General features: G+C 39.7%; 13 protein-coding genes. 4 read left to right on the forward strand and 9 right to left on the reverse strand.

Features of this window, described 5'->3' with window-relative positions; translation table 11 throughout:
- The first annotated feature begins 208 nt into the window (after positions 1 to 208).
- Positions 209 to 1,192, forward strand: a complete 984-nt coding sequence (locus tag J8M00_RS19880; RefSeq protein WP_211012241.1) for a response regulator — start codon at positions 209 to 211, stop codon at positions 1,190 to 1,192.
- Positions 1,193 to 1,343: 151 nt separating this feature from the next.
- On the opposite strand, the gene J8M00_RS19885 is transcribed toward J8M00_RS19880, so the two are convergent.
- On the reverse strand, positions 1,344 to 1,796 hold the full coding sequence (locus J8M00_RS19885; RefSeq protein WP_023398324.1) for a hypothetical protein: 453 nt from the start codon (positions 1,794 to 1,796) through the stop codon (positions 1,344 to 1,346).
- A gap of 657 nt (positions 1,797 to 2,453) precedes the next feature.
- Positions 2,454 to 3,338 carry a hypothetical protein gene (locus tag J8M00_RS19890; protein WP_211012242.1) on the reverse strand — a complete coding sequence of 295 codons (885 nt, stop codon included), beginning with the start codon at positions 3,336 to 3,338 and terminating at the stop codon, positions 2,454 to 2,456.
- A 204-nt stretch (positions 3,339 to 3,542) separates the two neighbouring features.
- Between J8M00_RS19890 and J8M00_RS19895 the strand changes: the two genes are divergently transcribed.
- Positions 3,543 to 4,541: a ChaN family lipoprotein gene (locus tag J8M00_RS19895; protein ID WP_211012243.1), complete on the forward strand. Its 999-nt coding sequence runs from the start codon at positions 3,543 to 3,545 to the stop codon at positions 4,539 to 4,541.
- Positions 4,542 to 4,721: 180 nt separating this feature from the next.
- A complete protein-coding gene (locus J8M00_RS19900; RefSeq protein ID WP_211012244.1) occupies positions 4,722 to 5,423 on the forward strand; it encodes a hypothetical protein in 702 nt (233 codons plus the stop codon).
- 196 nt (positions 5,424 to 5,619) lie between these two features.
- Here the strand turns inward: J8M00_RS19900 and J8M00_RS19905 are convergent, their stop codons facing one another.
- The 6 genes from J8M00_RS19905 to J8M00_RS19930 all read right to left on the reverse strand — a co-directional run bounded on the left by J8M00_RS19905 (position 5,620) and on the right by J8M00_RS19930 (position 13,181).
- Positions 5,620 to 5,967, reverse strand: coding sequence for a VOC family protein (locus tag J8M00_RS19905; RefSeq protein ID WP_211012245.1), 348 nt, complete (start codon positions 5,965 to 5,967; stop codon positions 5,620 to 5,622).
- Positions 5,968 to 6,034: 67 nt separating this feature from the next.
- Positions 6,035 to 7,345 (reverse strand): sensor histidine kinase, encoded by a 1,311-nt coding sequence (locus J8M00_RS19910; RefSeq protein WP_211012246.1) that lies wholly within the window; start codon positions 7,343 to 7,345, stop codon positions 6,035 to 6,037.
- A gap of 2 nt (positions 7,346 to 7,347) precedes the next feature.
- Positions 7,348 to 8,673: a sigma-54-dependent transcriptional regulator gene (locus J8M00_RS19915; RefSeq protein WP_211012247.1), complete on the reverse strand. Its 1,326-nt coding sequence runs from the start codon at positions 8,671 to 8,673 to the stop codon at positions 7,348 to 7,350.
- 69 nt (positions 8,674 to 8,742) lie between these two features.
- Positions 8,743 to 11,175: an ABC transporter permease gene (locus J8M00_RS19920; RefSeq protein WP_211012248.1), complete on the reverse strand. Its 2,433-nt coding sequence runs from the start codon at positions 11,173 to 11,175 to the stop codon at positions 8,743 to 8,745.
- Complete coding sequence (locus J8M00_RS19925; RefSeq protein WP_211012249.1) at positions 11,172 to 11,909, reverse strand: ABC transporter ATP-binding protein; 738 nt, start codon at positions 11,907 to 11,909, stop codon at positions 11,172 to 11,174. Before J8M00_RS19925 ends, J8M00_RS19920 begins: the two co-directional genes overlap by 4 nt.
- Positions 11,910 to 11,927: 18 nt before the next feature.
- Positions 11,928 to 13,181: an efflux RND transporter periplasmic adaptor subunit gene (locus J8M00_RS19930; protein ID WP_211012250.1), complete on the reverse strand. Its 1,254-nt coding sequence runs from the start codon at positions 13,179 to 13,181 to the stop codon at positions 11,928 to 11,930.
- A 477-nt stretch (positions 13,182 to 13,658) separates the two neighbouring features.
- Between J8M00_RS19930 and J8M00_RS19935 the strand changes: the two genes are divergently transcribed.
- On the forward strand, positions 13,659 to 14,450 hold the full coding sequence (locus J8M00_RS19935; protein ID WP_211012251.1) for a tetratricopeptide repeat protein: 792 nt from the start codon (positions 13,659 to 13,661) through the stop codon (positions 14,448 to 14,450).
- A gap of 255 nt (positions 14,451 to 14,705) precedes the next feature.
- On the opposite strand, the gene J8M00_RS19940 is transcribed toward J8M00_RS19935, so the two are convergent.
- Positions 14,706 to 15,251 (reverse strand): DUF3421 domain-containing protein, encoded by a 546-nt coding sequence (locus J8M00_RS19940; protein WP_211012252.1) that lies wholly within the window; start codon positions 15,249 to 15,251, stop codon positions 14,706 to 14,708.
- Positions 15,252 to 15,538 lie beyond the last annotated feature (287 nt).

The following is a 15,538-nucleotide window of genomic DNA, read 5'->3' on the forward strand; positions in this document are numbered from 1 at the left end:
TGATTTTCCTTATTTTAATTTGCGCTATCATGCAGACCGTGAAAAACACACAAATGTTACAAATAAAACCAACTTATTTAACAAGGAAAATGACCTGTAGACTTAAACGCAATATTTTAGCGTCTAAACTAAAATATTGCGTTTGGCGTATTGACGCACATACTTACATATCAAGACTTAACGAAACGATGCCGATAGGCAGACCACCATGAAAAAATTCTCTGTGCTCCTAGTCGAAGATAATCATGTCTACGCAAAGCTAATACAACTGTTAGGTAGCGATAAAGCACAATTTACTTGGTGTAAAAACCTACAGGCCGCTAATGAGGCCATTAAAACACAGCAGTTCGACATCTACCTACTCGATCTTTATTTACCAGATGGCGACAGCATTGAGTTTTGTCGATGTATAAATACCCCGAAAAAGGAAGACACTATCACAGTGTTCATTAGTGGAGAAACAGATTTGGAGTGGCGACTTCGTGCCTTTGAGGCTGGCGCAGAGAATTATATTCAAAAAGACATTTCAAAAGAGCTGTTAAAACTAAAGCTGGATAGCTTACTGGATTATCAAGCTAATCGTCTACTCGCACTAAAACACGCGAAAAACGATTCTAAAGTTCAAACTGATAGAACATTTAGAACGCAGTTAGATCACAATGCCCTTATTCACTTCTATCGTCAATGTCTCAATCTCAATGATATCAGCAAATTTTCTGGCTATTTATCCTCATTAATGGAAAGTTGGGAACTAGACTACATTGCGCGTCTGAAGCTAACCGACGGAACTGAGTATCACTTTAAAAATAATGATGAAGCAATTTGTGATATGGAGCTTGAGCTATTTAACGATTTAGAAGTAAACAGCGCCAATGTTCAATCATTTGGTCAATCTACATTTTTTAAATATCAGCAAGCGGAGCTTATTGTTAAAAATATGCCTACTGATAGCTATAGTAAAGGGTCTTTGGTCGATATATTTCACTATGTTGTTGAAGCTATTGATATTCGATTAAATGAAATAGCTAAACTACAACATATGGACTCAATCATTCAAGAAATAAAAGAGCATTTAAAAGAACGAGAAGATGACAAAAGCCTTAGTTTGCTGAATGAGTTGGTTGACGATCTCGAATCTATCACAGTTGAAAAAGATTTGTCTGATGATAATGATGACATGGTATTTTTCTAACAATTAAGAACCAGTATAAATCAATTATTAAAAAGCATTTAAAATATAAAAACCAACAAGCAATTTAAAATATAAAGAACAAAAAAACAGCACTATAAAGCACTGTTTTTATTCTATAAATTAAACAAATAAGTCTATGTATTTAACTCAATTAAAATTGTTCTGAACTTGCGTTTAATTGCTCTTCAGTTACATCATGTGTGAACGGCGTGATCACAGGACCGCTGCCATACCAAAACATGCCGTATGCACAAGAGTTTAAGTTTTCCCATGTACCATCTTTGTAGAGAACACGTGTTGCGCATGCTTCTGCACTGCCACTTGGCTCTCTTGTGCTATTGCTAAATACACAGTATTGCCCTTTTCTGCAATCCCAACGGCCAGAAGTACCACTATAATTCCACGTTACTTCTGCGATTGGCTTACTCGACGTAAGCCTAAATATGACCTCGGTCGCAGGTGAGCTAGCTTGGCTAGAGCAAAACTGAGGCGTAAACTCTTGAGGTGTAGGTGTACCACTTATCAAACATTCAACCACAGCGGCTTGTGCTGATACACTTGCCATACCCAAACCCAATGCTGCAAGTAAAGTAAGTTTTTTCATTTTATATATCATCCTTTAATATTTTTAATTCATTATTTTTATTTAAAGATTAAAAGGCATAGCAAATTTAAATAACACCACCCCTAAAGTGGCCGCATGATTTAATGCAGCTAGGCTGGAGTTGAACAACAAAATTTAAACAGTGCTATAAAACTTAATTTTAACCACCCCATTGCTACTCCATTATACCTTTTACAGTGCGCAGCAATAGTGGCGAAAATAAAATGCCAGCTCCCTCACACAAAAGTCAACCAAAGTAATAATGAATTGAAAAATATAAGGTTTGAAAATCCACAATCATTTCATATGCAGTTGATTTTTTTAGAAAATAAACATAAGAAAAAAGCAAAAATTAATTTAATAAGGTTATGAAGGGATAATCCCAATTTCCACAAAATACAAGATTGAATCGAGGCTGTATCACTATAATATTATTGGTTATATAAAAACTATTTTCGAATAGCTGTTCAGTGCAGCGAAATAACTGCGATCTACACGATGTAAAGTGGGCGGTCTAAGCTCCACTTAATGAAGTTGCAAATTGCTCGACTAAGATAGGCTCAACTTTGACGAGAGTAGAAAAAGACAATTCAGGCCTATTTCGAATAGCTTAACGACTTTTGATCGATAAGCTATTTTGCAGTTTAGGACAATGATTTAGAGTGTTTTTTGACTGACCAGCGTACCAGAATACAACTCGCGCACTTCCAAGATATGCTGATTTGACGTGTTACTTTTCAAAAGAACAGATATATTAGGCACAGTGCTGTCAAGGCTGGGCTTGACTGGTGAGACACTGATAGGCTGATAATCCTTAGAAGCGAACTCTACTTTCGACAAAGTGTCATGAGTTATTGAATCTTTGACAACAACTTGTACGGTACCTGAGTTGCGCTTTCTCAGCAAAAGTAGTTCATCAGCCCCATTCTCATTAAGATCCGAAATCGACTCATGATCAACATAAATCGCATTATTCTCGTTGATTTTAACTTCCAACCCGGTGCTACCGTAGCTCCAGCCACCGTATACCACAAAATCAACAGTGTCACCTTGTTGCAATGCTAAATCATCAAATGAAAATGCCCCGGCATTTGCTTTTGACCACACCGAACTACCATTCACTCTAATTGCTACGGTCATAGAGCCTGAATCTCCAGCTAGAAATGCACCATCAATTGCATAGTCAGCTCCCGCTGGAGATGTAAATCGCGCGACGGCAACTTCACCTTTTGGCCCAGGGTGCAAAGATAGAGATTGAGGCGCAATACCGTACTTTACGACATTAGAATAATTGAACCCCACATTGGGTGTGTAACCCCTATCAATTGCGTCATCAAACCAATGATGAATTTGTCCTGTATCTACCTGATTGGGATACAAAGTAAATGACGAAAAATCTTTAGGCTGCCAACCGAAGGTCCATACACTGTTGTACGGCGATGCATAGTTAAAGTCCTTTGTAATATCATACTCTTCAGAAAATGAAGCATTGCTGTAGGCAAGTGTCGACAGAAGTAGCGACGATAATAAAGCGTTTTTCAAAATTTTAAATCCCTATTTTAATAGAATAATGTAAATTCTACCGCCTAGAGATATTAAGTTATTAATTTTAAATAACTTATGTAGACAGCAACGGCATAACCGCACAACCAGCCAAGCTCGACACCCGTAATGAGAACGGTTATCATTATAATGGAGTTCAATTGAATATTGGTTTCAAGAGTTTATTAGAATATCGGAATTTTCATGATACAAACAATGCACTTAAAAGCAGCACTATTGCTATCCACTTCAACGTTTTTGATGCAAGGTTGCGTTACCACGAACCAAGATAAAACGCTCTCACACAGCATTGTCACGCTGCACGACTACACTTTATATGATGCAAATAAAAAGCAGCAAATCGATATTAAAAAGCTCGTATCACACCTAAACAACGCGGACGTTATCTTTGTGGGCGAATATCACACCCACAGTGCTTCTCACCGCCTTCAAGCCAATATACTGCCCTTGATATATCGCCAAAATCCAAACTTAACACTGAGTTTTGAGCAGTTCACACGCGATAAACAATATGTGCTGGAGCAGTACATAAAAAATGAAATTGGAGAGCAGACTCTGATAAAACAAGCCAATGCGTGGGATAACTACCAAAGTGACTATCGGCCCTTGGTTGAATTCGCCAAACAATACAAACTGACCACTGTCGCAGCCAATACGCCATTGAGCGTCGTGCGTTGCGTCGCGCGCAAAGGGCCGGAATATATAAATACCTTTGATAAACAGCACCAAAACTGGGTTGCAAAAGATATCACCACCAGCTCACAGGCATATCAAGACAAGTTTATTGAGGCAATGAGTCATCATGCTCCAAAAACAAATAAAAAGTCAGGTCCGATAAAGCTAAGTAATAGTTTTTACGCCCAACTAGCTCGCGATAATACAATGGCAGAGTCTATTTACAAGGCACTCAAATCAAACCCAGCAAACCAAGTTGTTCATTTTAATGGTGCATTTCATAGTAATTATCATCTTGGTACCGTTGATGCGTTGAAACGACTGGATCCGCAACTCAAGGTTGCTGTGATCAGCCCACAATTTATCGATGATGCAATTGATTGGAACACGGGTGATTTTATATACACGATACAAGCACTTCCTGAGCGTTACGTAAAAAAAGAAAACTTGAACAAAGCTATCAAAGAAATGATGAAAAAGCGTAAAGAAACGCAATGTGAGCTGTAATCAAAAATGTATAAAGTGTGTTGCCTCCTGTGATTGGCTAAACTCTTTCAGCCCTTACGTCTTATTTAGTATGTTCAGCCACCGAACTGCAAGATTACTTTCTTAATGACAGATTAATCTGTCATTAAGAAAGCTGCCGACATAATGTGAGGAGATTATAAATTAAAATTATGGAAAACAATGAAATATATAGCTCTTGTTCTGGGTGCATTACTTGCGTCAGGTTGCTCTACATCCTCTACACACAGGCCATCAGACTATCAGGTGGAAACCAATGCGCCACAATCAACTGTGAGCTTGTTTCCGAATGACGGCCCCAGTATGAGCGATGCTCAAATCAAAAATGCCCTTGCCCATCAAATTTCATTGCCTCAAATTAATCGCATCGCCATTGTTAATTTATCGACCAAAAATAATTCACGAATGAACTCACAAGAATTCGTACAAATAGACAATGAAATGATTACGCACTTTATTGATAAGCTCAAAAGCTCACATAGGATTTACGACGCTTCTTTTCTACCGACATTATTGTTACCACAACAAAAAACCGTTCCCTTTTTACGAGAAGCAGCAGCACGCTATCAAGCGGACCTTATCTTAGTTTACAAAAATGGATGTGATAACTTTAAACAGCTAAGACTTTTTGAACAAGATCGAGTGCGCTCATATTGCTCTACTGAAGCTGTGCTGATAGACACAAGAACTGGAATTGTGCCATTTACACTCACTGCAACCAAACAATATACTGTAAATAGAGATGCTAAAGAGTTAAATTTCAACGAGACATTGAGAAAAGCAGAACTAAAAGCAATTAACGCTGGTTTAAGTGAAGTTGCAACAAGACTAACATCACATATTGAAGCCACACCAAAACTTTAAGCAGCACCTATTAGAGCCAATGGCACAAACATACATTGTGCCGTCAATCCATCTATTAAAAGTCAGCCAAGATTGACCAATGTACTTTTAGCACTTCACAGGCAGAGCCAAAAAAATTTAACTCTATCTAGTTTAGGGGCGACGTGAATAATGTTGACGTTCTGCTGGTATTGTTGCTTGAAAGTACAGTTACTTTTTAACTCTGAATAACCGAAAAGATATTTCCACTGTTGTCACTTATGTGAGTCATTATACCGCCCCAGCTTTGTTTTTCTGGCTCGTTAGAGAACGATACACCTCGCTTAGAAGCCTCTCTATAGAAGGTATCTATGTTTTCGACTGCAAGACTAAAGCCAAGATATCGTCCACATTCAAACTCGCCTTGTTCTTCTGGCTCCAAAATTAACTGAACGTTTTGCAGTTGCATGCCAACAAAACCTTCAGATGGCGATCCGAATAACACGGTTAACCGTAATTTATCGGCATAAAAAGCATATGCATCATTGAGGTTTTTACAGGGTATTCGAATTGCTGCAAGCTTCATTTTTGCTCCTACTGGCCAAGTTATATCAATATCTAGCTCTAGGCCAAATACGCGGTTCTATATACTATTAAGACAAAACAATGCCAGATTCTTTAAGCTCATTTGGTAACTCGATACGTGCAACAGCCCCGTCAGCATCTGTTCTGCTGTTTAAGGTCAATTCTCCACCTTGTGCACGAATAATTTCTCTACTCAGTACCAAACCAATCCCATTACCTTGCTCTTTTGTTGAATAAAAAGGCGTAAATAAATTGTCAGTATTGCTAATCCCTACACCATTGTCTAAAACGTCAATTTGACAAACTTCATTTTGTAAGCGCAATGTCAATTCTACCCTTTGAGAACCTATTACTTCATTGGCCTGTTGCGCATTTTTGACCAGATTCAATAGTGCTTGTTCCAATTGCTCAACGTCACAAAATAAAGATAAATTTTGCCCAGAGAGAAGCTTTACGCAAACCGAAGGAAATAACGTCTGCAAACGCAGCAATAAACCAGAAGCTGTGATGTGGCTTTTTTGTGGGACAGGTAATTGAGACAACTTCGAATAGTTAGCAACGAAGCTCAGTAAATGCTCTGAGCGCTTTTCAATCACATTCAACATGGTATCTCTGAGCTCTTCGTTCGATTGGTCCGATAACTCTTTTAGTGACTGAGCCATTGAATAAATAGGCGTCAAAGAGTTTCTTACTTCGTGGTTAAGTACTCGCACAAGCTTTTGCCATGCTTGCTGCTCATTGCGTCGCAGTGATTGCTCTATGGATACGTACACCATCAATTGGTACTTTCTCTGGCCTCGGTACAAACTGTGTTCAACAACTTTAAATCTTTGATTTTGTTTTAAAGTTTGCCACCTACCTTGCACTTGCTCCAACTTCAACTGGGCGGTACTAAGCCCAGTGATGTTTTTACCATGGTAAAATGTCTCAGCCGCTCGATTGTGATGATAAACATGATAGTGATGATCGAGCACCACTATCGGCAAGTCTAGTTCGTTGATAAAATCGAAGATAAAAGTCTCATTCTGCAAATACTCTTGCCGTTTATTTTTCATGCGCTCAGCAATCGTCTTGAGGTCGACTTTAATTTGTGCAACGCGCCCTTGTTTATACTTAGCTAAATGCCATACGGTAAACTCTTCATTTGCCAATCCATCCAGTTGCACCGCAACACCATCTAAGCATCCAAAGATGCGCTGGTAAGCTTTATAAAGCGCGAATAAACTAGGCAACAAGACAACCAATATTAGCGTGAATGACGTCAAGGCATCCAACGCCAAACTAATGGACGCCCAAACAGCAAACAATGTTATGGTGCATATAGGTATGAAAAACAACCAAATTAGGCTGCCCTCCAACGAGGCTGGCCGGGTTTTCATCTTTAGTCTTTTACCTGAATGTTAAACTTATCCACGCGACGATAAATCGCTGATTTACTCAAACCTAAAAATTCTCCCGCTCTAACAACATTGCCATCAAAGTGATCAATTGCCTTAAGGATCAGTTTTTTTTCTGCTTGCTCTAATGTCATCAAAGGCAATGGCAATAATGATTCGTCACCAGGTTGAATTTGCACATCTTGAGCTTGAATGACATTAGTATCCGCCATGATCACCGCCCGCTCTAATACATGAGATAACTCTCTCATATTGCCTGGCCAGTGATAAGACTTCAGCTTTTTATAAGCTTGCTCACTCAACGATACATCCGTTCGACCGTATCTATTCATGTGTTTTGCAATGAAATGCTCAGCAAACGCAGCTATTTCATCCAAGCGTTCTCGCAAAGGCGGTAGCTCTATCACTAAGGTATTGAGCCGAAATAACAAGTCACGCCTAAACTCCCCCTGCTCGATGAGCTTATTTAAATCAGCATTGGTTGCAGAGATCACTCGCGCATTGCTGCGTTTTGATGTCGAACACCCTACTTCTTCATATTCTCCACTTTCCAATACTCGCAATAGTTTTGCCTGCAAAGCGATGGGCAAACAGCCAACTTCATCTAGAAATAAACTTGAGTCATTGGCGAGTGTAAACCGGCCAGTACGATTTTCTTTCGCATCTGTAAAGGCCCCTTTTTTATGACCGAACAGCTCACTTTCAAATAAGTTCTCTGGTATCGCTGCCATGTTCACACTGATCATCTCGAGACTTGCTCGTAAACTTTCATTATGAATATATTCAGCTAGCATGCTTTTTCCAGTACCGTTTTCACCGGTGATCAATATATTCGCTTCCGTTTTTGCAATGCGCTGCGCTTTTTCTAGAAGTTGTTTACTCTGCGCGCTGAAAGCCAAAAAATGTGACTGTGTCGACGTGGTTTGCAGTAAATCAGTCTGTATTGTTGCGCCTTGCACAGCTTCTAATAAACGCGCGTTTTTCCAAGGCTTTTCAATAAAGTCACAAGCCCCCTTTTGCATAGCTTGTACTGCCAAGTCTATTTTGGCCCATGCCGTGATCACGATAACGGGGATGGTGTAGTTGAGCGATTGCAATTTAGATAAAAAAGCCAACCCCTCCTGTCCTGACGTAGTGTCTTGGCTAAAATTCATATCCAGCAATATTAAATCTATTTGATTTTGCTCCAAGCAAGTCATTGCGGCACTCGGGTGCTGGGCTTCTAAACAATGAAACCCATGACTTTCAAGTACGATTCTCGCACTGAGGCGAACGTCAATTAAATCATCGACAATTAAAACTGTTTTCATATTTCCTTACTAATTATCAATTATTGTTTGGAAAGTGGGCCTGGGATCTATTTCCAAGCCCACTGTCTATTACTCTTGACGCAAAGAAGCCATCGGTTTCGCGCCCAATATTTTACTCATCGGGTATAGGGTTGCGAATAACGCAAACACAACAATACCTGCGCTCACAGCAGTCAACCACAGCGGATTAACCAACATATAGTCGCTAATTTGCTCAACAAAAAACGTGTAACCTAATACACAGACTAGGACAGCTAGGATGAAAGCAAGTGCCAAAGGTAGGATAGTGTCCTGAAATAGTTGTCGATACAATCTTTTGCTTTTTGCACCTAAAGCCATACGTATACCTAATTCATAACGACGTAACCCTAGGTTGTAACTTAACACACCATAAATACCAACACCCGCTAGCACTAACGTAAACAGTGCGAGCAAAATACATAAGTTGCGAGTGATCCGCTCCATGTGTGTCATAAGCCCGTACTCCTTTTCCAAATTGGTTAAGCGCCATATCCCTGTGCGTTGATCAACACTACGAGCCGCTGTAAACAAAGTCTCTCGGCTTAAACTTTTCCCTTCTTCCATCTTGACGATATATGGAAAAGCAAAAGGTTGAGAAGCCCACCAAAAATGCCGCCCTTGATGTCTGCCGAATGATCTAGGATGATTAAAGTTCTCTGTTATGCCAACCACTTCTACCGGGTTGTCGGGGTCAAAGCTAATAAAAGTTTCGCCAATCAAGCTACCACCAGGCTTGAGTAAATCATTGACTGCTTTAGTCACTAAAAACTCATGTTTTTCACCACGCATGGCCGCTTCACTAAACGTACGCCCTTCAATGATTTTTAATCCGGTAACATCAAAATAGTCCATACCAACCCAAGCTTGAGGGATAAACACACTTTCGTTTCCTGCCATATCAGTAACTGTACTGGCTCGAGTATTGTACTGCACCGGGCTACTGCCATGAGCCACTTTCGCGACGCCATCTATTTTGTATAGCGCCTCTCTATACGCTTCAATAAATCGATAGCGCTCAGCAATGCTTTCTTCCATATCTTGGATAAATAGGTGCACCGCATAGAAGTTTTCGGTTTTACTACCTAATGGGCGATTTAATGTCTCCAGCGTTTTGCTCAGCACCATAGTTGCGCCAATTACCAAAGTTGAAGCTAAAAACAGCTGCACGGCGACCATCACCTTCACAGTTGTTGCGCTTACTTGGCTGACTGCCCCTTTGCCTGATGACTGAACCTGAGCGCGCAATTTGGTAAAATTAATAAGGCGACTTGTGATAAATGCAAATAGCCAAGCTAATAAAACACACACGAGTAAAGCACTGAGCAATACCGTACTGTCCAATGATAAGTCAGCTATCAAAGGCAAAAATCCAGTACTTAAAGAAACAAAGAGCTTTATACCCCATGCAGCTAAAAACAATGCCACCAGCACAGACGCGGTCATTAAAACCGAAGTTTCCAACAAAATGCTTTGAAACAAGACGCGACGCTTCGCACCCAAAACGGCTTGAAGCGCAAGCTGTTTGTGTTTAACTACAGCTCGAGAGACAAATAAATTGCTGACATTTAAAAGCGCAATTAACAGCAACCCGGTTACACCAGCTAGTAACAAAATAGCAAGTTTATTGTTGTCACCCAATTCAGCTTTCCGAAAACTCGTTACAATGGGCACTAAGTCTACGATATTCGGGAAACCCTCAACCCATTGCGCTTTTATTTCTTGCAGTGATTGGTGTAAATGGGTTTTTGCAGTAGCGTTGGTTTCGCCCGGCTTTAAAACTCCTATTAATTTAAGTGTGCCAAATAAGTTGTACCAAGGGCTTGGCTCGTCCTCTCGAAAATAACGTCTATCTGCGCTGAATTTAAACCAAATTTGTGCTTTGCCATCATTGAACATAAACGGGTCATTAAAATTTTGTCCAACCACACCAACAACGGTAAACTGCATCCCTTCCATCGTTATACTTTGACCTATGGCCTGTTCACTTCCGTCAAAGTAGCGCTGCCAAAATTGGTAAGAGATCATCACCTCCTGTACTTTTTCATCTAAAACCTGCACATTTGCGATATGTCGGCCGAGAATCACTGGCACTCTAAATAATTCATAGTACTCATCTGTGGCATAGGTTACATCTATTTTTGGCTGACCAGGTAAGTTGGTAACAATCTCTTGGCCAGTACTCACCGCTGCTGCTTTTTCAAATACTTGCTGTGTTTTGTACCATCGCTCTATAGATTGAAAGCTTTGATATCCCGGGCTGTTTTTATCGGCAAATACATTGTCTTGCTCGACAATAACCAAGCGATCTTCATGTTCTACATTTAATGGTTTGATAAAATAGTTGCTGAATAAACTCATCACAACAAAGAAACATGCCAGCGTAAGTGATAACGTCAGTATGATTGCAACAGAAAACCCTTTTGCTTGCCTAAGAGACTGAATTGCCAATTTGAGTTGATTGGAAAACCGAATGGTATTCATGCTATCTCCCTCTTTCCAGCCACATTATCACTGTCGTTCACTTCAGACTGAGTTTGCAGTACCTCTCCATCCAACAACTTAACTTGCTGTTTCGCGTAACCTGCGTAACGCGGGTCGTGTGTTACCATACAAATAGTAGTGCCTTGCTCATTCAGCGAGTCGAGTATTGCCATGACCGCATCACCATTTTTAGAGTCCAAATTACCCGTTGGTTCATCAACCAAGAGGATGCTGGGCTCTCCGGCCAATGCCCTTGCAATTGCAACACGCTGCTGTTGGCCACCAGAGAGTTGATTGGGCTTATGGTTGGCGCGATGATCTATTTCAACTTGAGACAAAGCGCGGTTAACACGCTGTGTTATGTCTGATTGGCTCAAAGGCTGTTCTCGATAAATAAGAGGCAGAGCCACATTGTCAAAGACCGACAGCTCATCAATTAAATTAAACGATTGAAAAATAAAGCCTATATGCAAGTTTCTCAACTCTGCAAGCGTGTCGGCGTCCAAGCTTTGAGTATCCACACCCTCAATTTTATATGAGCCCGAGCTGATGTCATCCAAAAGGCCCATTAAACTTAACAGTGTAGATTTTCCACAACCTGAGGGCCCACTTATTGCAACATAGTCCCCTTTGTAAATACTTAAATTGATGTTAGTAAGTGCGTGTGTTTCAACATTTTCACTGACGTAAACTTTTGAAACGTTTGTCAGCTCGATAACAGGTGTATTAGCCATAATTGCGTCCTTTTGAATTTATTGAGTTATTTTTATTTGTTCGAGATGTTTAAAATCGGACATGTCCGAGATCACAACTTGCTCGCCGGCCTTTACACCAGTTCGAATTTCGATGGCGTTACCGGCGAGTGTACCAAACTCTATTGGGGTTTTAACTAGTTGATTTGTTTCTTTATTGAGAACGTACAAAGCCGCTGTACTTTGTTCCGCTATGTAGCTAGGCCTTTGCAGAGATAACGCCCTAGCCTTCGTTTCTGTAATGATTCGCCCTTCAATTGACAGTGCAGGCCGAGCGTTGTCTGGCAAAGCGCCTGTTAGCTCTAGTTCAATGGCAATACGCCCATCTCTAACAACTGGGTCGATGCGATTAACACGAGCTTGAACTTCTCCACTGAAGGTGTTGATAATACCAACCTGACCGATTTGCACTCTACTAGCTTGTTTTTCTGGCACTTGTAAGTCAGCCAATAACGACATCTCGCTGCCGACTAAAGCCAAAGGTGCACCAACTTGTACCGATTGGCCCTGCTCAATATTGACCTCTTGGAGCATACCGTCAATTCCAGCTTTAACTTGCAAATTACGAACGTCGGTATCCGCAGCTTGGTAACTTAACTCGACTTCTCTCATTAACTCTTGCTCAATCTGTAAGCGTTGAGTGTGAAGGGCTTTGGTTTGTTGCAGCTGTAATTGTGCAAGCTTGACTCGCTCAGTAAGCTGATTTACTTCTAGCTGTGAACGCTTATGATCAAGGGCCGATACGATCCCCTTGGCAATCAATTTTGCCTCAGCTTCTTCTCTGATCTGTGCATTGGCAAGCTCGCTTTTAAGTAAAGTTAGCTGCCCCCTTTGGGTCAACAATGCACTATGTTGACTGAGTTTGAGCGCTTCGAAGCTGGCTTTTTGTCTTGCTAGTGCAAGGCGACTACGATTGAGGGTTTGCAGTAAATCTGGATTTGAAAGACGCATAATAACGGTATCATGTCTAACACGGCTGCCGGGTAAATGGAATATCTCTTCCACTTGCGAGCGATGACTTGCAGTGATAAAGCGACTTTGCTTGGAGCGTAATTGACCGTAACCTGAAACAGCCAAGCTTAGCTGGCCGCTTTGAACTTGCGCAAAAACCAAACTCGGAGCATCTACCTCTTCACTCTTAACATCTATAAATGCGACACCTATTAGCAAGGCGCAGCTGGCAATACCGATAGCTAGCGATTTAACCGGAAATTTTCGCTGTTTATTTTTCGCAAGGGATGCTTTTATGTCCATATTTGACCTTAGTGGTTGTTTTAAAACACTAAGGCGAATTACATGCCAAAATTAAACCCATGATTTATAATAGGATTTTTATTTTGTTAGCTTAGTTCTCTTCCCACTTTTGGGAAGTTAGTTTCAGTTTTGGGATAGGTTTTATCGACGCGAATAAGTGAACTTAAGGCGCGACAACACCTGCAAATATATTGAAGTTTTGAACTTGTATTGACACAGTCTAATACCAAATTATGATGGCTTTTTATCACCCCTATAGAAACTTGATTACTTTAAAAGCGCAATTTTAATTGTTCATGGCTTATTGCACATGCATTGAGTAAAAAAACAACTATTAATTGGATTAACTAAAATGTTTCTTTATTTACATTGCAAGCTAGTCTAGCATTGCGTCCTATTTTTTAAGAGTGGCCTAAAAATGCAGTTTTCACTGCTATGCCGCTCACGCGGATTTGACATTAACCTAGTAGGAAACCAATGCCTAAGATTTTTACCTCGCTCCTGTTTTTGTTTAGTTCCTTGCTGTCCACTGTAGAAGCGCACGAAACATCAAAGAACACCCTGTATAAAGAGGGTGATATTTACATAAAACAAAAAGATAAATGGGAAACATTGAAAATAATCAATGTTGGTCATGACAACCCTGACGACATAACATTACATGTCACTTTTTTTGAACATTCCGAAAAAAAGCCTACCAAATCAAGTGTCGAAAAACTCGGAGTTTTAGTGGGTCACACGACTTTATCAATAGCAGCACTAGCTGAAGGTTGGGAATCAATAGGAAATAAGCCAGTAAGTAAAAGCGAATTAGGCTACTTCTATCAATATTTGAAACACAATAACTTTCAAAAATATGCACATGTTACCGGGCAAAAAGTTGACGAGCTGATCGCTTTAGCAAATATAAAATATAAAGAAGCATACGCGCTTAGTGAACAAAAGAAGTTTAATGAAGCAATATCTTTATACCTAGAAGCGCTGGATATATTTCCACCTTTTTATGAAGCCATTGACAACATTGCCTTTATTTTTATGGATAATGGCGATTGTCCAGAAGCGCTCAAATACTTTGATCACTCCCTTTCTATTAACCCAAATAATGTCACTGCTCGCTACTATATGGGCCAATGTTATATTCAGCTTCGAGAATATCAAGCTGCAGCGAGTTTATACAAAGACACAATGGAACAATTCCCGGATGAAAAAGAAGCGTTTGAGAAAACCTACTTTCTCTTACTTGATGTACTAAAAGAGGCTAAAAAATAAGGGACTTCAAGGTAGGTACTAAAAACACCGTTTATTAAATTTATCTTTTAGATGTGTGTTTTCTTTAAAAAGTGAAGATGAAAAGAAATCTTTTTAGAGTTAACACACATTAATTCGAACTCTCCCTACTCAATACATTGTCACACTAATAACATACGGTACAAAGATTGCGGTTTCTAAGTTAAAAAATGCTTAAGAGCCTAGGATCAGGAAAGTAAAAAAGCAAAGCTGAGATAGCTTTGCTTAGAAAATAAGTTAGTTTGCAACAAGTATCCAAGCAGGTGAACGCCAGTAGTCAATATCAATGTGTGTTCTATCTCTTTCACCTTCGCCAGTTGTCAAATAACAACGATCCTGATTAGGGATATATTTACCAACTACTTTGATTTTACCATAACCATCAATAAACTTTTCTGCCATACAGTGATAAGAATACTCACCAGAGTCGCGCGCTCCACCAGTGATTTCTTTACCTGTTAAGTTGTAACCTCGGCCTATTCTTTTCCATGTATAGCCACCGCTAGGCGCCATTAGAATTGAGTAATCACTGTTACGCCAATTTTTTTTGTATTCTACATAGCAGTTGCCATCTGCACTTACTACACCCGGAACACGTCTGCCATCAATACAAACCATAGGGTCAAATTGATTACCATTTAATGGCGCTTTTACACCAGGGCCGTTGTAACCATTATTAATATAATCTTGCTGACTAAAAGGTACGTAATTGCCCATTGTTGCTGCTTGCACGCCAACAGTGAATAAAATAGAGGCAACACCTGCCAAGTACTTAGTTGTCATAATTTTCCTTAAATACACAATAAGTAGCATGTTTAACTATGCTAATAAATTCATCCCAAAATCGGGAAAACAAAAATAACAAAACACCCAAGCCAAGTAAATATATTTTATACAATATCCAATATTTTTAATTAATTTAATTGTAAAAAACAATATAATTTAAATTGCAATAATTGGATTTTACTCAATAAAATTTTGATATTACCTGAAAGCTATAGGTGTGATGTGACTCGTGATTATGATGTTAACTGACAGAATAAAAATAAATTGCTGGTGATAAATGCGTG

The organism is Pseudoalteromonas luteoviolacea, from assembly GCF_018100925.1.
Taxonomy (GTDB): Bacteria; Pseudomonadota; Gammaproteobacteria; order Enterobacterales; family Alteromonadaceae; genus Pseudoalteromonas; species Pseudoalteromonas obscura.